20 protein-coding genes are annotated in these 23,086 nt (G+C 64.0%); 4 read left to right on the top strand and 16 right to left on the bottom strand.

Going from position 1 to position 23,086, the window contains the following annotated elements:
* The first annotated feature begins 81 nt into the window (after positions 1 to 81).
* Positions 82 to 3,135 (top strand): AAA family ATPase, encoded by a 3,054-nt coding sequence (locus tag M0D64_RS11455; protein WP_266257766.1) that lies wholly within the window; start codon positions 82 to 84, stop codon positions 3,133 to 3,135.
* On the opposite strand, the gene M0D64_RS11450 is transcribed toward M0D64_RS11455, so the two are convergent.
* From M0D64_RS11450 to M0D64_RS11405, 10 genes are all read right to left on the bottom strand, one after another.
* Positions 3,132 to 4,922, bottom strand: coding sequence for a LuxR C-terminal-related transcriptional regulator (locus M0D64_RS11450; protein ID WP_266257765.1), 1,791 nt, complete (start codon positions 4,920 to 4,922; stop codon positions 3,132 to 3,134). The genes M0D64_RS11455 and M0D64_RS11450 overlap by 4 nt on opposite strands.
* A 192-nt stretch (positions 4,923 to 5,114) precedes the next feature.
* Positions 5,115 to 5,513, bottom strand: a complete 399-nt coding sequence (locus tag M0D64_RS11445) for a DUF3331 domain-containing protein (protein WP_266236776.1) — start codon at positions 5,511 to 5,513, stop codon at positions 5,115 to 5,117.
* 2 nt (positions 5,514 to 5,515) lie between these two features.
* On the bottom strand, positions 5,516 to 6,106 hold the full coding sequence (locus M0D64_RS11440; protein ID WP_308102147.1) for an AraC family transcriptional regulator: 591 nt from the start codon (positions 6,104 to 6,106) through the stop codon (positions 5,516 to 5,518).
* A 114-nt stretch (positions 6,107 to 6,220) separates the two neighbouring features.
* The gene (locus M0D64_RS11435) at positions 6,221 to 6,625 is read right to left on the bottom strand and encodes a MucR family transcriptional regulator (RefSeq protein WP_266257764.1); all 405 of its coding nucleotides are present in this window, start codon (positions 6,623 to 6,625) and stop codon (positions 6,221 to 6,223) included.
* A gap of 226 nt (positions 6,626 to 6,851) precedes the next feature.
* On the bottom strand, positions 6,852 to 8,429 hold the full coding sequence (locus M0D64_RS11430; RefSeq protein ID WP_266257763.1) for an MdtP family multidrug efflux transporter outer membrane subunit: 1,578 nt from the start codon (positions 8,427 to 8,429) through the stop codon (positions 6,852 to 6,854).
* 6 nt (positions 8,430 to 8,435) lie between these two features.
* Entirely contained in the window at positions 8,436 to 10,628 is a 2,193-nt protein-coding gene (locus M0D64_RS11425) for an FUSC family protein (protein WP_266257762.1), read from the bottom strand.
* Positions 10,625 to 11,716 (bottom strand): multidrug transporter subunit MdtN, encoded by a 1,092-nt coding sequence (gene mdtN, locus M0D64_RS11420; protein WP_266257761.1) that lies wholly within the window; start codon positions 11,714 to 11,716, stop codon positions 10,625 to 10,627. Before mdtN ends, M0D64_RS11425 begins: the two co-directional genes overlap by 4 nt.
* A 42-nt stretch (positions 11,717 to 11,758) precedes the next feature.
* The gene (locus M0D64_RS11415) at positions 11,759 to 11,995 is read right to left on the bottom strand and encodes a YtcA family lipoprotein (protein ID WP_154559775.1); all 237 of its coding nucleotides are present in this window, start codon (positions 11,993 to 11,995) and stop codon (positions 11,759 to 11,761) included.
* A gap of 131 nt (positions 11,996 to 12,126) precedes the next feature.
* Positions 12,127 to 13,848 carry a ubiquinone-dependent pyruvate dehydrogenase gene (gene poxB, locus M0D64_RS11410; protein ID WP_266257760.1) on the bottom strand — a complete coding sequence of 574 codons (1,722 nt, stop codon included), beginning with the start codon at positions 13,846 to 13,848 and terminating at the stop codon, positions 12,127 to 12,129.
* A 330-nt stretch (positions 13,849 to 14,178) separates the two neighbouring features.
* Positions 14,179 to 15,045 (bottom strand): pirin family protein, encoded by an 867-nt coding sequence (locus M0D64_RS11405; protein ID WP_266257759.1) that lies wholly within the window; start codon positions 15,043 to 15,045, stop codon positions 14,179 to 14,181.
* Between the two features lie 102 nt (positions 15,046 to 15,147).
* Here M0D64_RS11405 and M0D64_RS11400 point away from each other — a divergent pair, with 102 nt between their 5' ends.
* Positions 15,148 to 16,032, top strand: coding sequence for a LysR family transcriptional regulator (locus M0D64_RS11400; RefSeq protein ID WP_154559772.1), 885 nt, complete (start codon positions 15,148 to 15,150; stop codon positions 16,030 to 16,032).
* A gap of 102 nt (positions 16,033 to 16,134) precedes the next feature.
* On the opposite strand, the gene M0D64_RS11395 is transcribed toward M0D64_RS11400, so the two are convergent.
* Positions 16,135 to 16,557, bottom strand: coding sequence for a DoxX family protein (locus tag M0D64_RS11395; protein WP_266257758.1), 423 nt, complete (start codon positions 16,555 to 16,557; stop codon positions 16,135 to 16,137).
* 48 nt (positions 16,558 to 16,605) lie between these two features.
* Positions 16,606 to 17,304: a pirin family protein gene (locus M0D64_RS11390; protein WP_266257757.1), complete on the bottom strand. Its 699-nt coding sequence runs from the start codon at positions 17,302 to 17,304 to the stop codon at positions 16,606 to 16,608.
* Between the two features lie 189 nt (positions 17,305 to 17,493).
* On the opposite strand from M0D64_RS11390, the gene M0D64_RS11385 reads away from it, so the two are divergent.
* The gene (locus M0D64_RS11385; RefSeq protein WP_266257756.1) at positions 17,494 to 18,420 is read left to right on the top strand and encodes a LysR substrate-binding domain-containing protein; all 927 of its coding nucleotides are present in this window, start codon (positions 17,494 to 17,496) and stop codon (positions 18,418 to 18,420) included.
* A gap of 38 nt (positions 18,421 to 18,458) precedes the next feature.
* On the opposite strand, the gene wrbA is transcribed toward M0D64_RS11385, so the two are convergent.
* The 4 genes from wrbA to M0D64_RS11365 all read right to left on the bottom strand — a co-directional run bounded on the left by wrbA (position 18,459) and on the right by M0D64_RS11365 (position 21,937).
* Positions 18,459 to 19,058 (bottom strand): NAD(P)H:quinone oxidoreductase, encoded by a 600-nt coding sequence (gene wrbA / locus M0D64_RS11380; protein WP_266257755.1) that lies wholly within the window; start codon positions 19,056 to 19,058, stop codon positions 18,459 to 18,461.
* A 439-nt stretch (positions 19,059 to 19,497) separates the two neighbouring features.
* On the bottom strand, positions 19,498 to 19,782 hold the full coding sequence (locus tag M0D64_RS11375; RefSeq protein ID WP_154559767.1) for a DUF4148 domain-containing protein: 285 nt from the start codon (positions 19,780 to 19,782) through the stop codon (positions 19,498 to 19,500).
* A gap of 193 nt (positions 19,783 to 19,975) precedes the next feature.
* Positions 19,976 to 20,659 (bottom strand): TetR/AcrR family transcriptional regulator, encoded by a 684-nt coding sequence (locus M0D64_RS11370; protein WP_266257754.1) that lies wholly within the window; start codon positions 20,657 to 20,659, stop codon positions 19,976 to 19,978.
* Positions 20,660 to 20,929: 270 nt separating this feature from the next.
* Positions 20,930 to 21,937 (bottom strand): zinc-binding alcohol dehydrogenase family protein, encoded by a 1,008-nt coding sequence (locus M0D64_RS11365; RefSeq protein WP_266257753.1) that lies wholly within the window; start codon positions 21,935 to 21,937, stop codon positions 20,930 to 20,932.
* Positions 21,938 to 22,266: 329 nt separating this feature from the next.
* Here M0D64_RS11365 and M0D64_RS11360 point away from each other — a divergent pair, with 329 nt between their 5' ends.
* Positions 22,267 to 23,055 (top strand): enoyl-CoA hydratase/isomerase family protein, encoded by a 789-nt coding sequence (locus M0D64_RS11360; protein WP_266257752.1) that lies wholly within the window; start codon positions 22,267 to 22,269, stop codon positions 23,053 to 23,055.
* The last annotated feature ends 31 nt before the right edge of the window (positions 23,056 to 23,086 follow it).

Raw genomic sequence — 23,086 nt, 5'->3', positions numbered from 1 at the left:
ATGTTCCACTCAGCATGACCGACAGGCCCAGTATAAAATCGCGGCAACCAAGCCGGGTTGCGGCTCCGTCGGAGAACCTACGTGATCGATTTCCCACCCTTTCGGCTGGATCGAGTGAATCGATGCGTCTGGCAGTGTGCGCCCGACGGCACGAGCCGCAGGCTCACGTTGGCGCCGCGCGCCTACGACGTGCTGCAATACCTGATCGACCACGCCGGGCGGCTCATCACGCACGAGGAATTCCTCGATGCCCTCTGGCAGAACGTGCATGTCCAGCCCGAAGTGCTGAAGGCTCACATGCTGACCATCCGCACTGCCCTCGGCGACGATCCCACACGTCCAAGCTTTATCGAAACCCATCGCGGCCGCGGCTATTGCTTCATTGCGCCGCTCTCCGCCAGTTCCAGCACGGGCGCGCGCGAGGCGCTCGAGCGCAGCCATGGCGGGTTCGTCGGCCGCAAGCAGCAACTGAACCGGTTGAAGACGCTGTTCGACGAGGCACGCAATGGCGCATCGCGCATCGTGTTCGTGGCGGGCGAACCAGGCATCGGCAAGACGACGCTCGTCAACCGGTTCCTGGATTCGCTCGATGGGGATGCCACGGTGTTGACGTCGCTTGGGCGCTGCGTCGAAGGCTACGGCGGCATCGAGCCTTACTACCCGGTGCTCGACGCGCTGACCCAGTTGACCCGCAGCGAAGCGGGCCCGATGATCACCCGCACGCTCGTGTCGATCGCACCGACCTGGGCGCTCCAGATGCTGGGATCGGTGCCGCAGCAATACCGCGCCGAACTGCAGCATCAGGTGATCGGCGCGGCGAGCGGGCGCATGTTGAGAGAGATCTGCGAATTCCTCGAAGCGCTCTCGCTTGAGCGGCCGCTCGCGCTGGTGTTCGAAGACCTGCATTGGTCCGACTATTCGACGGTCGACATGCTGTCCGCGCTTGCCCGCCATCGCAGCGGCGCACGTCTGATGGTGATCGCCACGTACCGCCCGGAAGACGCCGAACTCGCGCAACACCCGTTGTGCCGGCTGAACCGCGATCTGGGGGTGCAGAAGCTGTGTCACGACATCGTCCTGGAACCCTTGACCGAAGGCGCCATCGCCGAATATCTGACGGGCGGCCCGCGCGACGCCCGGCTCGACAGCGCGAACGGCTTCGCTCAGCTCGTGCGCGAGCGCTCCGGGGGTAACCCGCTGTTCATGGTCGCGACGCTCGATCACCTGGTCGAACAAGGCATCGCGCAATCGACGCCCGAGGGCTGGAAGCTGCATCTGTCGCCCTCGGAAGTGCGGCTGGAAGTGCCGCTCACGTTGAACCAGGTCATCGAGCATCGCATCCAGCGGCTGACCGACGACCAGCAACGCGCGCTCGAAGGCGCGAGCGTCGCCGGCCTCGCGTTTAGCGTGACCACTGCGGCGCCGGCCGCCGCCTTGAGCCAGGAGCATTTCGAGGATATCTGCGAGGCGCTCTGCCGTCAGGAAAGCTTCATCCGGCGCGAGCCTTCGTCTACGCTCGAGGACGGGTTCGCCGCCAGCACCTATGCGTTCCGCCACACGATGTACCGGCAGACCTTCTACGAGCGGCAGGGACCGCTCCGCACCACCCGCTCCCATCTGCGCGTCGCCGAAGCGCTCGAGGCGCTGTTCGCACCCGAGGAACGCGGCGGGGTCGCCGCCGAACTCGCCCAGCACTTCGCCGCCGCGAAACGTTGGGAACGTGCGCTCGGCTATCTGCGCATTGCGATCCAGACGGCGAAGAAACGTCTCGCCTACAACGACGCGCTCGCGGTCCTCGACCGCGCGCTGATGTTCGCGGCCAACCTGCCCAGTGAAGCCCGCGCGGCGGCGGAAACGGAATTCCTCGAAGGCCGTGCTTCGATCTTCGCGGCGGCCCACGACTCCCGCGCGCGGGAAACCTGCGAGCAGCTCGCGGAGCGTGCCGCGCAGCACGGCCTGATCGATATCCAGAGCCGTGCGCTGATGAGCCTCGCGTACACGTATAGCTGGCGCGACCAGTTGCGCTGCAGCCAGATCATCGACGAAGCGCTCGCGCTCAGCGACCGGCAGACCAATCCGCAACAGCAGGCCCGCACCCGCATCAGTTGCTACGTATGGCGGATGTGGGTGCGCGGCTGGTGCGCCGAAGACATCGCGCGGTGCGAGGCCGCGCTCGTCCCCTTGCGCGCCGGCGACGATCCCTACACGACCGCCTGGTCGCTGTGCGAATACGCCATGGTCTGTCTCGTGTCGTCGCACTACCAGAAAGCCCAGGACACGATCATCGCGAACTACCGTTTCCTCGTCGAGAACGACGAAAACCGCCCCGAGTTCAACATGGCGCGCGCGACCTGGATGGTGCATCTGGGTGTGCCGTGGACGCAGCTCTATCTCGGCGAATTCGGCCGCGCGCAGCGCGAGTTCGACAAGGCGATCACGATGTTCGCGCACAACGGCAATCCGTACGGCGCGGACACGCTCACGCTCTATCGCTGCTGGGTGCAGTTCCACGCGATGGATTTCAGCGCGATGCTGCAAGCCTGCACGCAGGTGCTGGCCGGCAAGTCGCCCGAACCGGGCAGCGGCAAGTCGATCCTGCCGGCCGAATACCGGCTCTGCCTGCTGCTGACCGGGCTCGCACAGCTCGGCCTCGGCGATACGCGCGCCGCCCGCGACGCGCTCACGCAGGTGATGCAACGGATGGACTCGCAGCCGGTGATCTTCGACTGGTACTGGCGCCTGCCGCTCGAATGGGGGCTCGCGGGCGTCGCACTCGCGGAGCGCGATCTCGACGCAGCGATCACGCATGCCGACCGTCTCGTGAAACTGGCGACCGCTATCGAAGAACGCACGTGGCAGGGCTTCGCGTGGGAGATGCGCGCGCGGGTCGCGTGCGAACAGCATGACGCAACCCATGCGTTGCGCTGCGTGCAGCATGCGCTCGACGCGACGCGGGGTTACCAGACGCCGCTCGCGGACTGGCGCATCCATCGCACGGCTGCCCGCGCCTGCGAGTTGGCCGGCGACACGCAATCGGCCAAGCGCCACGCAGCACTCAGCAAGACGATGAAGGACGCACTCGCCGCGACGCTGCCGTCGGGCCATCGTCTGCGTGAGACGTTCGAAGCGGGCTAGTCGCCGGCGTGCCCGCATCCGGATAACCGGACGAGACCCAGGCGGCTCGCCAGCGTCACCGCTTCGATCCGGTTCCTCACCGACAGCTTCGTGTACAGATGCTTGGCGTGCGACTTCACCGTCTCGGGCGCGATGCACAGCCGGATCGCAATCTGCTTGTTGGTCAGCCCACGCCCCATCAGTCCGATGATCACGCGTTCACGCTCGCTGAGACCCATGGCGGCCACGGACCGTGCGATGTCCCGCGCCGTATCGCACGCCGGTTGCGTATGGGCGGCGCCCCGCCGGCGTCGTGACATCAAGGCGGCTGCGTAGGGAAGCAGCTCGCGGACATCGCCGGCGGGCACGATCGACCCGCGCACCATCCCGTCGATCAGTTTCGCCACGCGCTCGCTGCAGTCGACGAGCGTCTGCTGCAGTCCCGCCGAAGCCGCCTGCTTCAGCAGCGTGACGAGCGCCTCGACCGCTTCATCGCGCAGACCGGCGACCAGCAACGCTTCGATCAGCAACAGCGCGATCGTCACCGCGCCGTATCGATCGCGCCTCAGGACGGTATCGCAATGGAGCTGCCGCAGCGCTGCGAGATCGACCGCGGCGGATACCTCGATGGGTGCCTGAGGGAACGCCAGAGCGGATGCCTGAGAGAGCGCCTGAGCGCATGCTTGTGAATGCGCCTGTGCGAGCGCAAACCGTGCCTGCGCGAGTACGTGGTAGCGCGCGATCTCGAAGCGCGCGCTGCTGCTCGCCGCGCCGCATTGCCCGGCCAGCATGGCGAGCCGTTGTGCGCAGAGCGCCGCCTGGTCGATGCGGTCCGCGGCCACGTGCATCTCGACTTGCTGCGCGAGGCTGGCGGCGCGCAGCCGCGGCCAGTTGCGCTTCATCCCAAGCGCGTCCGCCTCGGCCAGCAGCAGGAGCGCCTGCCCCGGTTGCCGCCGGTTCGCGGCGATGCGGGCAAGCAGTCCGTAAGCGCGCACCGCGCCTTCGATCGCACCGCCCTGCCGGATGCCCGGCAGCCGCGCCGCGACCAGCGCCTCGCTCTCGTCGACGCGGCCCTCCTCGTACAGCACCTGCGCCATCACGCAGGCGGGCAACGCGTCGATTGCCGCCGGACCGGCCCCGAAACGGCGCACGACATCGAGCGCGTCGTCGGCCAGCAAGCGCGCGGCATTGAAATGCATCTGAGCGAATTCGACCGCGGCATCAAGCGCAAGGTCGAGCATCGCGGTGATCGCGCGCAGCCGGCCCGGCTGCCCGTCCGGCGCGCGGCGTTCCACCGCGTAGAAACTCTCGGGGTCGCCGAGGCGCAAGTAAGCGCAGCGGCACACCGTCAGCGCGACATGCGCGGTGGGCGTTGCAGTGCCGAGCCGCAGCGCGGAAAGCGCAGCGGCCAATGCGGCTCCCGCGTCGTCCTGCAGCAGGAGCGCCGCGGCCCGCACGGCAGCGATCTCGCAACGCACAGTAACCGCAACCGGGCCCGTTAGCGGACCGACCTGCCCTTCAATCCGCTGCGCGCTCAGCAGCGCCTCGGCGGCCTCGCCGCGGATCACCATCTGCCACGCGCGCGCAAGGTCCGGATGGATGCGCGCTGCACTTACCGCAGGCCGTTCCCGGCCGACGCGAGCCAATGACTGAACTTCGGACTGAACTTCGTCCACATACACCGGCCCGGGCGGCACGACATGAAGCGCCCGCGTCACGAGGGCGTCGGACTGCCCCCGCGGCGGCACCGCGCGGGGTTGAAGATGCCCCGCTTCCTGATGAATTTCGCAGACAAATGCCTCGTTCATTCCTCGCTCCGTCGGACACCCGATCGTCACAATCGCTGGACGAACGCAGTACCGTCCAGACTAGAGATGACCGTCCGGAAAAGCGTGATGATTCGGTTCTTTTTCGGTAAAGGATGGGTTGTTGTCCGGTATTGCCCGGACTGAAACCGAAACGAAAGCGATCAATACCGGGATTTGTAATACGGCCAACGATCAGCCGGGTGACACGCGTTCGACCTCGGAGGCCAGCATCATCGCGGCCGCGTTGACGGGCCTCGGCCGCCCCTGTCGCGGACGATAGACCGCGTCGCCGGCCTTGATCGGCGCACCCGACAACGCGCAGCGACCGCGCCGCCTCGAGACGCCCACCCGCCACAACTGGTCGCCGTAGCGGCAGGACGTTGCATCGCACCAGTACACGACCACGATCTTCGTCGAAACGCGATCGAGCACGCGCACCACGCATTCGCGGCACGCGTCGGTTGGCGCACCCCGCACCTTTACTGCTTCGACGCGCGGCGCCAGCCGGCTCGCGGCCCACTCCCACGAGCCCCCGTCGAGCAGGCGCAACGCGGCGCACCAGCAAGCATCATCCGCCAGGTCGGTCTGCATGATCACGCTCCGGTGTCGCGCCGGCGCGGGTCGATAGCCACGGCCGGCTCCACGACCGGCTCCTCGTCCCGCATGCGGGTCCGCCAACTGTTGGGCGGCTCGCCGACCATCCGCCCGAAGACGGTCGTAAAGTGCGCATGCGACCCGAAGCCACAACTGAGCGCGACGTCGAGTACGCTGAGCGCCGACGAGCGCAGCAGCATCTGCGCATGCTCGATCCTGCGCCGCAGCAGATACGCGTGCGGCGAATAGCCGGTCGTCGAGCGGAACTGCGCGGCGAAATGCATGCGGGTGAGTCCGGTGCTGGCGGCGACATCGGCAAGTCCGATCGGCTGTGCGAGATTCGCTTCGATGAAGTCGAGCGCGCGCCGCAGACGCCACTGCGGCAGCGACGCCGCGCGCCGCACGGACGGCCGCGTTTGCTCAGCAGCCCGCGCCACGAGCCGCGCGACGATCGCATCGCAGACGCTGTCTGAGTGGAGCCGATGAGACGCGTCGGCGACCGGTTCGGCTTCCTCGAGCGCGGTCCCGCCGTCGGCGGCGAAATCTGCCACCTCGTTGCCGCACGCTGCATTCGGTGTCTGCGTGAACATGTGCGCCTCCGCAGGGCGTAAGTCGACGGCCTCTATCTTGCGCAGTCTGGCGGCGGCGCGACATCCCCTCATCGGGTGAGCACGACGGGCGCGGCATCCCTCGTTTGTGCGTTGTCAGGCGCCGGGACGCGGTTTGATTGCGCCCGCGGGATGGCGCTTCGCAATCGACGAGCGCAGCGCGGAATAGGCCGGCGCGACCATCGGGTAGTCGGCGGGCAGGCCCCACTTCGCGCGGTATTCGTCGGGGGTCATCGCGAAGTGGCGCTGCAGGTAGCGTTTGAGCGACTTCAGCTTGCGTCCGTCTTCGAGACAGACGAGATAATCGTCGCGCACCGATTCCTCGATCGGCACAGCCGCCCGCTGCCGCGCGGCCGGTACCGACGTCGTGTGCAATGCGGCTAGCGCCGCGTAGGTGCTCCAGATGAACTCCGGCAGGTCGGCTGCCGGCAACGGGTTGCACGACACGAAGCTCGCCACGATTTCGGCGGTGAGTTCGATCAGATTGACGTCCTGCGTCACGACCGGCCTCGACGGATCAACGGCTCCGGGTGGAGCAGCGGCGTTGCCCGAAGTGGAGTGCGGATTTCCGAAGCATCATGATTCTTCATGACCTGGCTCCATGGCAGACGGGTCATCGGTCGCGTTAGCGTTCGCGTCGGCAGGCACGGCGATCCCTCCCCCGACAGAGGGTCGGCACGCTCGCGTGGGCGACCGGCAGCCGCAACGAAGCCGGCGTGCTCGCCGCCTAGGGCTTGTTCGTGCTGGCCGACTCCCCCGGCAGGTCGTCGCTGCGATAGCCGCCGCCCAGCGCGCGGGTCAACACGATGCCCGCTTCGATCTCGTCGCCGGTCAGTTGCACGAGTTCGAGGCGCCCAGCGATGACCGGCGCCTTCGCCTGCATCGCGCTCGTCCTGTCGCCGAGGCCGGTCTGGTAGCTCGCCTCGGCACTGTCGCTCGCAAAGCGCAACGCGTCGATCCGGTCACGCTGCAGATGCGCGCGATGATCGAGGTCGTCGATCGCACTGCCGCTCTGCGCGACGTCGCGCACCGCGTCGAGCACCGCCTGGTCGTACTGCTCGATCAGCGTGTTGCTCGCCGTGCGCGCGCCGTGCAGGTTCGCGTTCAGGCGGCCACCGTCGAAGATCGGCAGCGTGAGGCCGGGAATGAGGTTGATCTGCTGGCTCGAATGCAGGAACAGGTCGCGCATTCGCAGCGCGTTGAAACCGAAGAACGCGGTGATGTCGAAGCTCGGGTAGAACGCGGCCTTCGACGCATCGATCTTGTCGAACGACGCCTGTACCAGCCAGCGCATTGCCTGCAGATCCGGGCGCCGCGCGAGCAGCTCATACGATAGTGTCGACGGCAGCGAACCCGATGGCGCCGGCAACGGCACCGGCGCGATTGCCGGCAGATCGTCGGGACCGACGCCCGCCAGCGCACGCAGCGCTTCGCGCGCGTGGACGATCTGCTCTTCGCTCGAGGCGATCTGCTGGTCGATTGCGAGCACCTGCGAGCGCGCCTGGGCGGTCTGGGTCAGCGCTTCGAGGCCGCGTTCGTGCCGCGCCGATCGCGTGTCGAGCTCGAACGCGCGCACTTCACGAAGCTGGCGCAACAGATCAAGGCTCGCGTAAGTGATCTGGATGCTGTAGTAAAGCTGCGCGACGCCTGCCGAGAGTTCGAGTTCGGCCTGCGCCGCCTCCGCGCGCCGCGCGTTCTGCTCGCCGATCGCCGCGCGCACGAGGTCGCGCTGCTTGCCCCAGATGTCGATGTCGTAGTGCGCGTCGACGCCCACCAGCCCGGTCCAATACCACGGCCCAAACGCTCCGATCGCCGGATCGTGCGACGCGTACGCGCTGAGGAAACCGTGCCCCGAGACATGCTCGCGATCGGCCTCCGCAAGCGCGGACATCTGCAGACCGGCCGCCGCCTGGATCAGCTCGACCTGCGCGTGGGCTTGCGAGACGTGCTCGCGCGCAATGGCGAGCGAAGGCGCATGCGCGAGCGCCAGCTCGACGAGCGTATTGAGCTGCGGATCGTGATACTGCTCCCACCAGCGCGCCGACGGCCAGCCTTCGTTGGCCAGATGAATGTCGTCGGCGAGGCGGATCTGCTGCGGCGCGATCATTGCGGCCGGCGGGCTATCGTGGTGAATGATCGCGCATGAGGCGAGCAATGGCAGCGCTAGAGACGCGAGGCAGTGGTTGAGCAGTCGTGCGGCTGGTCGTGTGGCCAATCGTACGGCCGGCATGCGCGTCTGGCGCCACAGGCTCGGTAAGTGCGGTAAGCGCAACACGCGGCGCAGGATGCAAGCGAAGTGCGTCATCGCCGATCACCCCGCGCTCGCGAATTCGCCGGACGCACGTTCGTCGGGCAACCAGCGTGGCAACCCGGCGAGCGCCGCGTCAATGCGTTGCGCGAGCCGCTCCATCGTTTGCCCACCTGCCGTCTCCGCTGCGCCTGCCGGCGGCAGCGCGGTGCGCAATCCGCTCAGGTCGAGCCGCGCCGGCGTCATCGCGGCCGGTGGTTCGGCCACGAGTTGTGACGCGTATCGCTCCAGCGCATCCGCGACATCTGACTGAAACTTCGCGGCGCGCTCCATCGGTGCGCTTGCCGACGCATTGATCATCGCCTCATGGTGAAACGCTTCGAGCGCGACAAGCATCGCACGGCTCTGCGCGAGCACCGTCTGCGACAGCAGCGCAATACGTGTCGTCTCTCCCTCGCGCCAGTCGGGTTCGAGCGCGACACGCGCGAGCGCCATCTCGCAATCCGCGACCATGGCCCACGCTTCAACCACCGCTGCAGAATCCGTCGCGCGTGGGCCGCTCTGCACCGCCTTCGCCTCGATACGCGCCAGCGCCGCGATCTTGCGCAATATCGACGTCAGTTGCGTACGCAGGCCATCCGCTTCGCGCTCCGGCCACATCGACATCTGGATGAAGGTGGCCACGCCGACACCCAGGACGATGCCGACGATCCGGTCGCGGATCTCGGTGAGATCCGACGGTGGCGAGAACGATTCGAGCAGCGCCAGCGCAAACGTAAACATGATCTGGATTCCTGCATAGCTGATCCGCTCGGATCCCGCCGCCACCCAGGCGCCGAGCGCGATCACGGGCAAGCTCATCAGCAGCAGCCCCGTCACGCTTTCCAGTTGCGGAATCACGAACGCAACCATGAACAGCGCCAGTGCACTGCCGATCAGTGCACCGGTGAGCCGCAGCACGCCCTGACGGCTCGACGCGCCAAGGCTCGGCAGCGCGACCACGAGACACGTCAGCATGATCGTGTGGATACCCGGCCAGTTCACCGCGTTGTAGAACACATAGCAGATCAGTACCGAGAACAGCGTACGCAGCGCGAAGCGCGCGTAACGCGGATTCGCGAAGATGTCTGGTTCGGGCTGCGCGGAAGGCGCCGCCGCTTTCGTCGCCTGCTCCGCTTTCTCGCCCTTCTTCGCTGCACTGCCGGCGGCCGCATCTTCCGACGGCGTCGACGCGACGGCACCCCGCGTGGCCTCGGAGAACGCGTTGAGCGCGCGTTGCATCGCGTCAAGCGCGGGTATCGAGGTCAACACCGACGCCTGGCGCGATGCGCCCCAATGCCGCCATTGCAGGTTGTCGCCAATCGCGTGATCGAGCGACACGAGTTCGTCCTGCACCACGCGGATGGCATCGATCTGCCCGGCGTCGTGCGCGACTGCATGCTCAGGCAGCACCGCCGCAGCTTCGAAGATGCGCGATACCACGGTCACGCAGGCCAACCACGCCGAGGCATCTTCCTCGCTGTAGTGATGACGCATGGTCGAAAAACGCAACAGCTTCTGCAACGCGAGTGCGCCGCGCTCGAGATCGAGCGCGCCAATGTGCACGGCCGGCGCATTCGTGTCGATCATGACCGCGAGCCGCGCACGGGCCGTCGCGAGCTGCCCTTGCATGGCGGCGCGCAACTGCTGCTCCGGTTCAGCTGGCAGAAACAGCGTGTTGATGATCAGCGACAGCACAACTGCGTAGTTGACCGCCACCCACACCCACAGACAGGCACGCACCAGCGCTTCCGCGTTATCGGTCCGATCGACAAAGGTCTGCGCGTAGATCACGATCAGTGAGACGAGAAAGAACACCAGCCCCAGTTTCGCCACGGCTCGCATCAGATAAGCGCTGCAAAAAAAGATGGCGCTTGCGACGATGATGCGCAGCAGCGGGTAGTCGAACGTCAGCTTGAAGACGCCGATGATGCAGGCGATCGCGCAGGTCGTGCCGATCACGGCCAACAACGCGACAAGGCGGGTCAGCACGATGTTCGACTGCGTGACGAAAAACACCGCGATCAGCGACAACGCCACCTCGGGCACCCGCAAGGTCATCGACACGACAAGCACGATCGCGCAGCCGAGCACGCTGCGCATGGTCAGGTTGGCGCGCCCCGGAAACCCGCCAAGCTCCGAGCGCAGGAAGCCTGCCAGTTGCCCGAGCGGCCGCGGCCACGCGAGATGACGCCCGACGCCGTCGAGCCCGCTCATGACGGCGCTCCATTGGGCGCCGCGCGAGTGTCACGATTATCGCGACGTTCGGGCTGCAGCACAGCGACAGCGGACGTGCCAATCCGGAACATCTGCGGATCGGGATGATCGACCAGTATCTTCACCGGAAAACGCTGTGAGACGTGCACCCAGTTGATGCTGCGCTGAATGCTCGGCAGACCGTTCGCGGTGCCGCCGCCGTCCGGCGGATCGACGCCGAAGCCGATCGAGTCGACCGAGCCGCTGAAACGGATGCGGGTATTGCTCATCAGGTAAACGGTCGCGCGGGTGCCGGGCCGGATGTTGCCGAGCTCGTTCTCGCGGAGATTGGCGATCACGTACCAATGCCGCGTATCGATCAGCGTGAAGACGGGTTTTTGCGCGGACACGAATTGCCCGACGGACGTGCGCAACTCGACGACGCGGCCATCGAACGGCGCACGCACGGTCGCGTATTCCAGGTTGAGTTGCGCCGTGGAGATTTCAGCCGTCAGCACCGCGCGCTGCGCGACCAGCGCGGCGACGCTGCTGACCGCCGCCTGCGCCTCGCGGGCCTGCGCTTGCGCGGCCGCAAGCTCGGCGAGCGCCGAGCGTTGCGTGGTGCGCGCGCGCTCCAGATCGTCGGCGGAAATGTAGCCCTTGCCGATCAGCGGCTCCATTCTCGCCAGCGTGTCTCCCGCCTGCTTCGCGGCGGCCTGGGCACGCGCGACCGACGACTTCGCCGCTTCGGCACTGAATCCTTGTGCATTGACGGTGCGCTGGGTCAGCGGAATCTGCGCATCGAGTTGCGCGAGCGCCGCCTGGGCGCGCTGCAACGCGAACTGATACGGCCGCGGGTCGATCTCGAACAGCAGATCGCCCTGCTTCACCGCCTGGTTGTTGCGCACCGCAAGCGTCACGATCTTGCCGCTGACTTCGGGCGAGACGCCGATCGTGTCGGCGTACGCATAGGCGTCGTCGGTGCGCGGCACGGTATCCACGCGCCAGATCACGACGATGATCGCGATCACGGCCAGCACGATCAGCAGGATGGCGGGCCAGGTTCGCGGACGCTGCTTTCCTGCGTCCGTGCTTTGGGCAGCAGTCATGGTCACACGGTCAGCTAAAGGTTAAGGGGACCATAAAAGGTCTTAAAGGTTGAAGCCTGCTACCCAGAGCGCGATGGAAAACAGCACCGTCAGCGCCGGATAGACGATCGCAGGCGGCGTGAGCCAGGCGCCGCGGCCGCTTCGCGAAAGCAGCACGTGCACGCATACGACCAGCAGCACGCCGCCCACGATACAAAACAGCCAGTCCGGAAAATACGCGCCCAGCACGCCCACCGACGGCGCGTCGCTACACGCTGTCAACGTCGCGCACGACATCATGACCGTCCATCCATGGCGCCTACGGCGCACACCACTCGACATCGCCGTCTCTCCCTGATGGCAGGCAATGAAGCATTACGATTCAACTGCACGCGCGATCCGGGCGCACCGGAAACACCGGATGCCGCGGCTCAGCGCGTCAGGTTCACTTTCGCGAGATCGATCAGCTCGCTACCGCGCCCGTCCATCACCGCCTTCATCATGAAGACGCCGAAATGCCAGGCTTCATCGACGGTGGTCTTCGGCGGCATGATCAGTTCCTGGCGCGCACTGACGACGTCGACGAGCGCGGGCCCGTCATGGGCGAGCGCTGCCGCGATCGCGCCTTCGAGTTCCTGCGGTTTCTCCACGCGAATGCCCTTCACGCCCATCGCTTCGGCCATACGCGCGAAGTTCGGATTGACGAGGTCGGTGCCGGTATCGACGAAGCCCGAGGCGCGCATTTCGATCTCAACGAAACCCAGCGTGCCGTTGTTCAGCACGATCACCTTCACCGGCAGCTTCGCCTGAACCAGCGTGATGAAGTCGCCCATCATCATCGTGAAGCCGCCGTCGCCGGACATCGAGATCACCTGGCGGCCGGGATACGTGGCCTGAGCACCGATCGAATGCAGCATTGCGTTCGCCATCGAGCCGTGATTGAACGAACCGATCAGCCGGCGCCGGCCGTTCAGCTTCAGATAGCGCGCCGTCCAGGCGATTGGCGTGCCGACATCGCAGGTGAAGATCGCGTCGTCAGCCGCGAGCTGGCTCACGAGCCGCGTCACATACTGAGGATGGATCGTCGTGCTCGACGGATTGCTCTCGGCGAGCGAGTCGAGATCCTTGCGCGCCTTCTGATAATGCGCGAGCGCGCTGTCGAGATGCGACGAATCGGTTTTTTCCTTGAGGACCGGCAGCAACGCGGCGAGTGTGTCCTTGACCGTGCCGACGAGACCAAGATCCAGCGAACAGCGGTTGCCGAGCGCTTCGGGACGCACGTCGATCTGCGCGATCGTGGCGTCCTCCGGATAGAACTGCCGGTAAGGAAAATCGGTGCCGAGCAGCAGCAGCATGTCGCACGCCTTCATCGCGGCGTAACCCGACGCGAACCCCACCATGCCGGTCATACCGACGTCGTATGGGTTGTCATGTTCGATGTGCTCCTTGCCGCGCAGCGAGTGCACGATCGGCGCCTTCAGGCGCTTCGCGAGCTCGACCACTTCGTCGTGCGCGCCCGCGCAGCCGGCGCCGCACATCAACGTCACGCGCGATGCCGCGTGCAACATATCCGCGAGGCGCGAGATCTCGTCGTCGGCCGGACGCAGCACGGGCGGTGCCGACGGCACCAGCCAGGGCGCAACCTTGGCGGTCGTCGGCGACAGCGCGACGTTGCCCGGAATCACAACGACCGCCACGCCGCGCCGTCCGACCGCGGCGCGCATTGCGCGGGTCAGGATCTGCGGCAACTGGTCGACGTGCGACACGAGTTCCACGTAGTGGCTGCACTCCTTGAACAGGATTTCCGGATGCGTCGCCTGAAAGTAGTCGATGCCGATTTCCGAGCTGGGTATGTGCGCGGCGATCGCGAGCACAGGCACGCCGCTGCGGTGGCAGTCGAATAGTCCGTTGATCAGGTGCAGGTTGCCCGGTCCGCAACTGCCGGCACAGACCGCCAGTTGACCGGTGAGATGCGCTTCCGCACCGGCCGCGAAGGCAGCGCCTTCCTCGTGCCGCACATGGACCCAGTCGATCTCGCCGGAACGCCTGAGCGAATCGGAGATGCCGTTCAGCGAGTCGCCAACAACGCCGTAAATGCGCTTCACGCCGGCCTGTGTCAGGGCATCGACCAGATAGTCCGCTGCCGTGGTCATGATGCCTCCTGCCGACGCGCGCTAACGGACGTAGCCGCCCCCTTGGCGGGCAGCGAACCTGAATGAGCGTGGGGGTAATTCACGATGCGCCTCCTTCTCCCGGTGACGGGGCGTGCAGGCACATGTGCCGGCGGCCACGGTTTAACTTCGACCATGGTGTCGCGGCTCGTCCGGGCGTGCTTTAGGATTCGCACGGTGACGTATTGAATTCGCGTGAACCGGCGGCGCACCGATCTCGCAAGCAAATCGTGCCCGCCGGGGTTACCGTGACTTACCTACCGTCACGGTGAACCCGTCTACGACGGGCACGCATTCCATCGATGTCCGCGCTTATCGGGCGCGGCGCTGCGCTGCCAGATCGCGACCGATGCGGCGGATCTCGGCCTCGCCCTGCGCCAGCGCGTCTGCGCTCGTATGCACCGAGTAGTAGCCGAGCACCAGCGGATAGGGATGCTTGATCGCGGAGCCGATGACGAACGACGTTGCGTGCTCGGCATGCAGCTCGATGGGCGCCCCGTCGGATTCCTCGAATACGGCGAGCTCCCCTGCCTCGATCGGCTCGGATGCGTTCAGCCTCCCCTTGTCGATTGCCAGCCACGAGACGTTGTGTCCGGCTGGCGGCACGTAGCGCCACGTCTCCCCGGCGTTCAGTTCGACATGGAAGTAGTTGATGCCTTTGGGCGCGCGGATATCGCTCGTCGCCGATCCGTGGCGGCCGATGAGGACGCGGACCGGCCCATCACGCTGGACCTCGGCCGGCGAGATGTACTGGCTTTCCGCCGGCGAGTTCTCCTGCGAAGGCGGCAACGCGACCCAGAGTTGAAAGAGGCGTACCGCTTCGCCCGGCAATACGTTTCCGTCGTGCCAGACACCATTGCCGGCCTTCATCCATTCGAGTCCGCCGGCGAGAAGTTCGCCACTCTTGCCGGTCGTGTCTGCATAGGAAATTCCGCCACTCAGCACGGTGGTGAGTGTTGCGAGACCCGAGTGCGGGTGCATCCCGAACATCGGCTTGCCGGTCGGCACGACCACGGCGTGATCGAGGAACACAAAAGGCTTGATCAACTCGCCGATATCGGAGGGACTGGCCAGGCGGTTAATGCCGCCGTGCGCACTGCCACTGGTGCGAAATGCGACCCGGCGCGGGGCCAGCGTTGTCTCTGGAATCGGGTTGAGTACGGCTGTGTCGGTGTTCATGGCTCTGCCTTAAGAAAAACGCGATACACGTAAGGTAAGAGCTTGCACTCCATCTGAAAAGCCTATATTTTTAGATTCTAGATATCGTTTGGAGCGATGGATATGCTTGACGGCGTAACGCTGGACCAGCTTCGGACCTTCATCGCGGCGGTCGATGAAGGCAGCTTCTCAGCAGCCGGACGCAAGCTCCGGCGCGCGCAATCAGTGGTTAGCCAGACCCTTGCGAATCTCGAGGCACAGCTCGAGGTGAAGCTGTTCGATCGCACGGCCCGCTACCCGCAGCTCACCGATGCAGGCAAGAGCTTGCTGCTCGACGCCCGTTCCGTGGCGGACACGATCGATGGTTTCAAGGCGCGAGCACGCGCGATGCGAGAGGGTCTGGAGCCCGAACTCTCCGTCGCGATGGACGTGATGTACCCCATGGATAGTTTGACGCGCGCGGCGGCTCAGTCCCAGAAGGATTATCCGCACACGCCACTGCGGCTTTATGTCGAAGCGCTGGGCGGTGTGATGAAGCTGGTGCTCGACCGGATCTGCAACATTGGCGTGATCGGCACGCTGCCGATCGTGACGGATGAACTACAGGTCGAATCCTTGCGCGAGCTGAAACTGGTGACGGTCGTCAGTCCCGCTCATCCGCTCGCAAATACCCGGGGCCTCATTTCCGCTGCCGCAATCAAGAAGCACGTGCAACTCGTACTCAGCGACCGAACCGCATTGTCCGCGGGACGCGAATTCGGCGTGCTGTCCGCCTCGACGTGGAGGCTCGCGGATCTGGGGGCCAAGTATGCATTCCTGAAGGCCGGCCTGGGCTGGGGGCATATGCCGCTGCACATGATCAAGGAAGATCTCGAGAGTGGCACCCTGGTGGCGATTCGCATTGAAGGCCTGCCGCGCGATGTAGCGATGCCGATGAAGGTTGTTTACCGCAAGGACGCGCCGCCGGGGCCGGCCGCTCGCGCCTTCATTGCACAATTGGGGAAATAAGCGGTAATGCGGCTGCCCGCTGGCGTTCCTGCGAGCGCCGATCCCGGTGAGACGATCCAGCCGGTCAACTGGTCAGCCGGTCGTCTCAGCGGATCAGACTTGTCAGCTCGCGTTCACAGGCGCAACACGCAAAGCTGTCCGGCCGGTGAGCGCGTCCAGGCTGAAAGCGCCGGCGCCGAACCAGGTGATTTGCAGGAGACCGCCGGCCATCATCACGTTCTTGAGGAAGTGAATCATCTGGTTTTGATCGGCGAAGTTGTGGTGAAAGAACAGCGCAGTGACCACACAGAACACCGCCATCCCCAGCGACACGGCGCGAGCCCTGTAGCCCGACAGCAGCAGCAGGCCGCCGCCCAGCTCGGTCAGCACGGCAAGAATGAACGCGAGTGGCGGCACGGGCAGACCCATGGCCGCGATATAGCCAACCGTCGCGCCGTACGCCGCGAGTTTGCCCAGCCCGCTCATGACAAACGGTGCACCGATCAGAATACGACCCAACAACGGAAGAAATTTAAAACGTTCCATGACTAACTCCTAAGATGAATTTACGCAGGTGGATTAAGAGAAAGGGAATTAGCCGGCGTCCACCATCACCAGCTCGGAATCTTCAAGAGCAGAAATCTGTGCCGCGGCGACTTTCGTGATCGCCACGCCGTCCAGCGGCCCAACGGGCTCGCCATTCACTTCGATGCGTCCCGAGGCCACGACGAGATAGGCGCGACGCGCCGGACTCAACTCGTATCGAACGCTTTCGCCTGCCTTCAGCATTGCGCCGAACACACGCGCATTGGCACGAATCGGCAGCGCACCTTCGTCGCCCGCGAACCCGCTGGCCAGGACTACAAAGCGCCCTGAGCGGTCGCTTCTTGGAAACGGCTTGGTATCCCATGCGGGTTCACCACCGGCTTTGCGAGGCAACAGCCAGATCTGGTAAACCTTGAGCGGCACTTCGCCCTTGTTGAACTCGGCGTGGCGTATGCCCGTTCCGGCGCTCATGACCTGGACATCGCCTGCGTGGATCGTTCCTTCGGATCCCAAAGTGTCTCGATGCCCGAGCAGGCCTTGGCGCACATACGTGATGATTTCCATGTCACGATGCCCGTGCATGGGGAAACCGCTGCCAACCGCGATCTCGTCGTCGTTCCACACAATCAGGGGACCGAGAGCGGCATGGTCGGGATTGCCGTCGGCGCTCACCGCGAAATGGTATTTCGCGCGCAGCCAATCTCGGTTCGCCGTGTCCAGTGATTCCCAACGCCTGTGTGTGAGCATGTCCATCTCCGTTTTCCGCCGCCGCCAATGCGGCGCTTGTCACCTGTGCGACCGACCGAATTCAGCGCTGACACAAGTGATGCAGGTGATGGGAAGAATGCTATATTCGCAATGAACTCGCGCATATCTCCTACAATGAAACGCTTCATTGCCACCAATAGAACGATCAGAAGGAGTTGAAGTCCGCCTATGAACGCAATCACTGACCTCAACGATCTTCGGCTCTTCGCAGAGGTGGTCGAGCGTGGTAGCTACACGGCGGCCGCGCGCGGCCTCGGCCTGCAGACGTCGAAACTCAGCCGGCGCGTTCGCGCACTGGAAGAAGAACTTGGCGTTCGCCTGCTCAATCGCACCAGCAGGAGCCTTTCCCTGACGGAGACCGGGCGGCAGTTCCACCAGCATTGCCTTGCACTGGTGGCGGAAGCCAAGGCCGCGAAAGAGATCGTGGAGCGTACGCGCTCCAAGCCGCAGGGCACCGTCCGTATCGCTTGCCCCGTGGCCTTGCTGGAGTCCGGCATCTCAACGATCATCGCGCGATACGTAGAGGACAATCCTGATGTCCAGGTCCTGCTGGATGCAACCAACCGCCGCGTGGATGTCGTCGAGGAAGGCCTGGACTTTGCCATCCGGGTCAGGCTGCCGCCGTTGGAAAATACCGACCTCGCCGTCCGCCAGTTGGGCTTGTCGATCCACATTCTGGTTGCCAGTCCCGAACTGGCCGCGCGCCATTCGGTGCCCAGTTCGATCGATTCCGTAAAGGGATGGCCCACCCTCTCAATGGCGAGCAGCAACGAGCGATTCGTGTGGAATCTGGTCGACGCCGAGGGGCGCGTGACCTCATGGGCGCACCAGCCTCGCCTCGCCACCGACGACCTGGCGAGCCTTCGGGTGGCGGCGATATCCGGCGTCGGCGTGGCCATGCTGCCGAGGGAACTGGTTGAGGCCGATATTCAGGCCGGCCGCCTGCAGCACCTGCTGCCAGGTCTGGCTAGCACGCCGGGCCTTGTGCATGCGATCTTTCCCACGCGCCGAGGCATGGTTCCGGCCGTGCGTCACTTGCTCGATGCGCTCGTGGCCGGATTCGAAGCCGTGTCGGCCAGGCAGGGATCTGCCTGACCGTCTCATGCGCGTCAACGGTGCGAATAGCCTGACGTTCAGCCAAACAGCTTGTTGGCCGTCCGGGCGATCAGTTCGCCCTGGTGACGAGCGCCGGCGAGCTCGATCGCGCTCGGCTGGCGTTGACCTTGCCCACCGGCGATCGTCGTGGCGCCGTAAGGCGAACCACCGACGATTTCGTCCAGCGTCATTTGCCCCTGGTGGCTGTACGGCAGGCCGACGATGGTCATGCCGAAGTGCAGCAGATTGGTAATGATCGAGAACAGCGTCGTTTCCTGGCCGCCGTGCTGGCTCGCCGACGACGTGAACGCACCGCCGACTTTGCCATTCAATGCACCGCTCATCCACAGGCCGCCGGCTTGATCCAGGAATGTTGCCATCTGTGATGAGACGCGCCCGAATCGGGTCGGCGTGCCGACGACAATAGCGTCGTAGTTGGCGAGCTCGGCGACGGTCGCAACCGGCGCTTGCTGGTCGAGCTTGAAGTAGGCGGCCTTGGCCACTTCCGCCGGTGCGGTCTCGGGCACCCGCTTGACGTCGACCGTGGCGCCCGCGGAACGCGCCCCTTCGGCGACGGCATCTGCTAGCGCTTCGACATGGCCATACGAGGAATAATATAGAACCAGAACTTTCGACATTTCGATCTCCTTCCTATATCTGCGTGATACCACTGTGGGAAATGATGTGCGCCGGACAACGCGCACGGTGTTGCAGTAAGCGCCGATCCGGGTGAGACGATCCGGCCGGTCAGGCGGTCGTCTCAGCGGATCCGTGTTCTCAGCTCGCGTTCAGCGTTGCCGCACGCGAGCCTGCCCTACCGGAGCGCGCGCCATGACGAGCACCCGAAATGAAATGATGACTCGACCTGAAGGCTACGACCGAAATGCTTATGCGCATAGCTCCACGGCTGCAACGAATCGTTGCTTTTGACAGAACGACAAGAATTAATCAACGCATCCGAATGATGGCTTGCAAACGCCCATAAAGCAAAACGGCTGAGTCTTTCCCACCGATACAGGTGGGAAAGACTCAGCCGCAAACTACGCGATTCTCGAGAATCGCGTCTTTACATCAACATTACATACCGCTTGCTGCGCCCGAACGGGACGTCCCGTCAGCACCACCACCGTAACCCGAGACAGGGGCTTGGGCTGCAGCATTCTGCGCCGCGACTTTTGCTTCAGCTGCCTGGATGTTCTCGGGGTAGTGAATCCAGTCGTGCGGGTCGTAGCCAGCTTTCTCGAGCTGGGCCAGATCGGCGCGCACCTGCGCACGGCTTACCGGCTGACTGGACTGTGCGAACGACGCAACCGGTGCTGCAATAAGGGCAGCAATAAGAACCATCCTGGTGAATGACTTCATGGTGACCTACCTCAACGATTGTTTTAGTTGCGATACAGAGCAGCTTCGCTGCCATGGCTGCACGCAGTCTAAAGGGGAAAAATCGTTAGGGTAAGTACTAGTTTTTGAACTCTCTGTTGCTGATGCGGCAACAATCGGCCAGCGTCGCCGTTGAGCATGCAGGAGCGGATGATGCGACCTCCTCCCTGCGTGCCTACAGCATCACGTAGCTCTTGATGATGTGGTCGACCAGGGTCGGCAGACGCTGAGCGACCCGCCGGGAGTCGCTGCATGATTTGAAGTTGCTTGTTGTTGCATTTTCCCAAAGCATCATCAACGTATCCGCCAACGCCTCGGCATCTACTGCATTTGCGGCAGTAGCCAGTCGCATCAATAGTGCCCGAAACTCCCGGCTAAGCTTCGCACGCGATAGCCTGACAGGATGATCCTTGTCGACGAACGGTACCGCCGGCAATTGAGGCTGCCCTGGCTGACGACTACCGGAAGCCAGTTCGACGGCGACATCGATAAAGAGTTCGAGCAAGTGTTGGACGGGCTCCTCGCCGGACCGATGTCCGGCTTCCCGCCATTGGGCACGCTCACGATCACAAAGCAGGTCGGCATAAGCTTGTAGAAACGCCTTACGTGACCCGAAAATCCGATAGATGTGCCGCTTAGCGAGCCCCGTTTGATCGGCGAGCCGATCGAGATTCAACGACTCGACCGGCTCGCGATAGAAAAGCGCTACTGCGGCTTCAAGAATGGTGTTCCGGAGATCGTCCGTTGCAGCCTGCGGAAGTCTGCTGTTCTTTCGACGGATCGCGGACCGCCCAACTCGCAATGAGTCGGGTTCACGTTCGTCTTGCTGAGCAAATTCATCCACCAATGCTTTCCACATCGTTTAGCCATCCTTTGTGTCAGCAGCCGAACCGGCATCGACGACTGTTGCAGCGGTTCTTCTAACAAAGCATTTTTGCGAATCACGCGTGATCGACCCGGGAAGCATCACCTCGTAAGCCATGTCGCTCTGCGCACGCCTCGCCGCACTACTATACGATTGGAAAATATAATGTCAAGTGTGGTTAACACCCTGCAAAACCGTGGTGGTTAAAGCCGGAATCATGACGCGGCGCTGACCACGCCACGCGAAAACGACACTCGACAATCATTACTGGAAGCCTTCCAGCACGGTCTTCCCGATAGCCTTTCCTGTTTCGATCCGTTCGTGGGCACGGCGAAGATTCGCTGCCGTCAAGGGCCCTTCCACGTGCGTGAGTGTCGTCTGCAGCAGGCCGGCGTCAACCATCTCCGACACTTCTTTCAGCAAGCGGTGCTGGGCATCCATGTCCGCTGTCTGGAACAGCGACCGGGTAAACATCATCTCCCACGAAACCGTGATGCTCTTCGGCTTGAACGGCGCAATGCTGTCGTCGAAGTTGTCGATCAGCGTGATATGGCCTTGGGGGTTCAACGCACGGGCGAGACTGGGGGCGCTACCGGGCATCGAAGTGATCGCCCCGATATAGTCCACGCCATCGAAGCCGATTGCGTGCAGCGCTTCGTCGATAGGCTTGCTGTGGTCGGCAACGTGCTTCGCACCGAGCTTCTTTACCCACTCGACAGTTTCGGGCCGGGACGCAGTGGCGATGACAGTGAGGTCCGTGAGGCGGTTCGCCAGTTGGATCAACATGGAGCCAACGCCCCCTGCTCCGTTCAGAACGAGCAGCGTGCCGCCAGGTGCGCGCAAGCCACGCGGCACCTTCATGCGGTCGAAGAGCATTTCCCATGCAGTTATCGAAGTGAGCGGCAAGGCCGCCGCCTCGGCGAACGACAATGAGGTGGGCTTGGGCCCGACGATCCGCTCGTCGACGAGGTGAAACTCCGAGTTGGTCCCGGGGCGATCCATCGCGCCCGCATAGAAGACCTCATCGCCAGGGCTAAAGAGCGTGACCTCGCTTCCCACCGCAACGACCACGCCTGCCGCGTCGTAGCCCAACACTCTGAGTAGCGGACTCTCCGAAGGATCTTCCCAGCGACGGCGCTTCACATCGACAGGATTCACCGACACCGCCCTCACGGCGACCCGCAAATCGCGTGGGCCCGGTTCCGGCATCGGGAGTTCGAGCTCGGTCAAAACCTCGACGCCACCCTTTGCTTTATAGCCAATCGCCTTCATTACATTCTCCAATGTCGCTTATGCCGAACTTTTTCGGCCAAGCCATGCGAAGCGCAGGTCAAATCGCTAGCCACTGAAATTGCCGATGGTTTGTGGTTTGACCCGTCTGGAATCCTATCTCCACAACGGTCGCCCGCCAGTGTCCTGAATGGCAAAGCACCATTGCGCGCGGCAGAACGTCATCAGCGAATGGTTGACACGTCTCCGCCGGCATCCTAATATACAACAATGCTGCACGCATTCACTATTGTTGAATATATGCAGTGCAGTGCCTGGCAGGAGACATCGAGCTTTTTACGATCGCCATCATTTATTAAGGATTCCTTTCAATGGAAAGCATCTACTTTGAACGTCGTCAGAACGTAGGCCATATCGTATTGGCCAATCCTCCCTCGAATCTCATCGCGGCTGATTTCGCTGACTGCCTTGAGAAGGCCGTTCGGGAAGCCAGCAAGGCCGATATCCGGTCGCTCCTGATCCGCGCACAAGGCCCCGATTTCAGCAAAGGCGGCGACGTCCTCGATTTCATCGACAAAGATTTCGATGACTGGCGGACGTTCATATCGCAGATTCACCATACCTATCGGTCAATCGAATCCCTCCAGATCCCGACGATTGCCGCCGTGCGCGGCGCGGCATTCGGTGGCGCATTCGAACTCGCTCTTGCTTGCGACTTCATCGTCGCGGCGGAGAACGCCACCTTCCGCTGCATTGAAGCGTCCGTTGGCTCGGCGCCTGTCGCGGGCGGCGTGCAGCGCCTGGCGGAAAGAGCGGGTCGTGCGTATGCCGCGCGCTACGCGATGCTGAGCGAACCCATGTCCGGCGCGACCGCCGGTCGGCTCGGCGTGGCCGCCTTCGTCGTCGGCGAAGATGAGGTCGAGAACGTTGCCGACGACCTCGCCATCAAGCTTGCGAACGGCCCTACACGCTCGTATGGCGCCATTCGCGCCCTCCTCAAGGCATGGTCAGGCGGCGGTGTACCAGGTGCGGACTCGCTGATCCTCGACCTCACCATGGGGCTGCACATGACGGAAGACGCCAGGAAAGGACGAACTGCACGTGCAGAAGCCTTCGCTCGAGGCGAAGAACCGGCTCCGGTCGTATTTGTCGGCAAATGAGCCGTCAGACAGGCCCATTGCACGGAAGGTA

The sequence above is a fragment of the Paraburkholderia sp. WS6 genome (assembly GCF_030464835.1).
GTDB classification, from domain to species: Bacteria; Pseudomonadota; Gammaproteobacteria; order Burkholderiales; family Burkholderiaceae; genus Paraburkholderia; species Paraburkholderia madseniana.
The sequence above is the reverse complement of the archived record's forward strand: the minus strand, read 5'-3'. Positions and strand labels throughout refer to the sequence as shown.

Coding starts and splice junctions, on each gene's coding strand:
- M0D64_RS11450 (WP_266257765.1), bottom strand. CDS start 4,922: ATGAACGAGGCATTTGTCTGCGAAATTCATCAGGAAGCGGGGCATCTT.
- M0D64_RS11445 (WP_266236776.1), bottom strand. CDS start 5,513: ATGCAGACCGACCTGGCGGATGATGCTTGCTGGTGCGCCGCGTTGCGC.
- M0D64_RS11440 (WP_308102147.1), bottom strand. CDS start 6,106: ATGTTCACGCAGACACCGAATGCAGCGTGCGGCAACGAGGTGGCAGAT.
- M0D64_RS11430 (WP_266257763.1), bottom strand. CDS start 8,429: ATGACGCACTTCGCTTGCATCCTGCGCCGCGTGTTGCGCTTACCGCAC.
- M0D64_RS11425 (WP_266257762.1), bottom strand. CDS start 10,628: ATGAGCGGGCTCGACGGCGTCGGGCGTCATCTCGCGTGGCCGCGGCCG.
- mdtN (WP_266257761.1), bottom strand. CDS start 11,716: ATGACTGCTGCCCAAAGCACGGACGCAGGAAAGCAGCGTCCGCGAACC.
- M0D64_RS11415 (WP_154559775.1), bottom strand. CDS start 11,995: ATGATGTCGTGCGCGACGTTGACAGCGTGTAGCGACGCGCCGTCGGTG.
- poxB (WP_266257760.1), bottom strand. CDS start 13,848: ATGACCACGGCAGCGGACTATCTGGTCGATGCCCTGACACAGGCCGGC.
- M0D64_RS11405 (WP_266257759.1), bottom strand. CDS start 15,045: ATGAACACCGACACAGCCGTACTCAACCCGATTCCAGAGACAACGCTG.
- M0D64_RS11400 (WP_154559772.1), top strand. CDS start 15,148: ATGCTTGACGGCGTAACGCTGGACCAGCTTCGGACCTTCATCGCGGCG.
- M0D64_RS11395 (WP_266257758.1), bottom strand. CDS start 16,557: ATGGAACGTTTTAAATTTCTTCCGTTGTTGGGTCGTATTCTGATCGGT.
- M0D64_RS11390 (WP_266257757.1), bottom strand. CDS start 17,304: ATGCTCACACACAGGCGTTGGGAATCACTGGACACGGCGAACCGAGAT.
- M0D64_RS11385 (WP_266257756.1), top strand. CDS start 17,494: ATGAACGCAATCACTGACCTCAACGATCTTCGGCTCTTCGCAGAGGTG.
- wrbA (WP_266257755.1), bottom strand. CDS start 19,058: ATGTCGAAAGTTCTGGTTCTATATTATTCCTCGTATGGCCATGTCGAA.
- M0D64_RS11375 (WP_154559767.1), bottom strand. CDS start 19,782: ATGAAGTCATTCACCAGGATGGTTCTTATTGCTGCCCTTATTGCAGCA.
- M0D64_RS11370 (WP_266257754.1), bottom strand. CDS start 20,659: ATGTGGAAAGCATTGGTGGATGAATTTGCTCAGCAAGACGAACGTGAA.
- M0D64_RS11365 (WP_266257753.1), bottom strand. CDS start 21,937: ATGAAGGCGATTGGCTATAAAGCAAAGGGTGGCGTCGAGGTTTTGACC.
- M0D64_RS11360 (WP_266257752.1), top strand. CDS start 22,267: ATGGAAAGCATCTACTTTGAACGTCGTCAGAACGTAGGCCATATCGTA.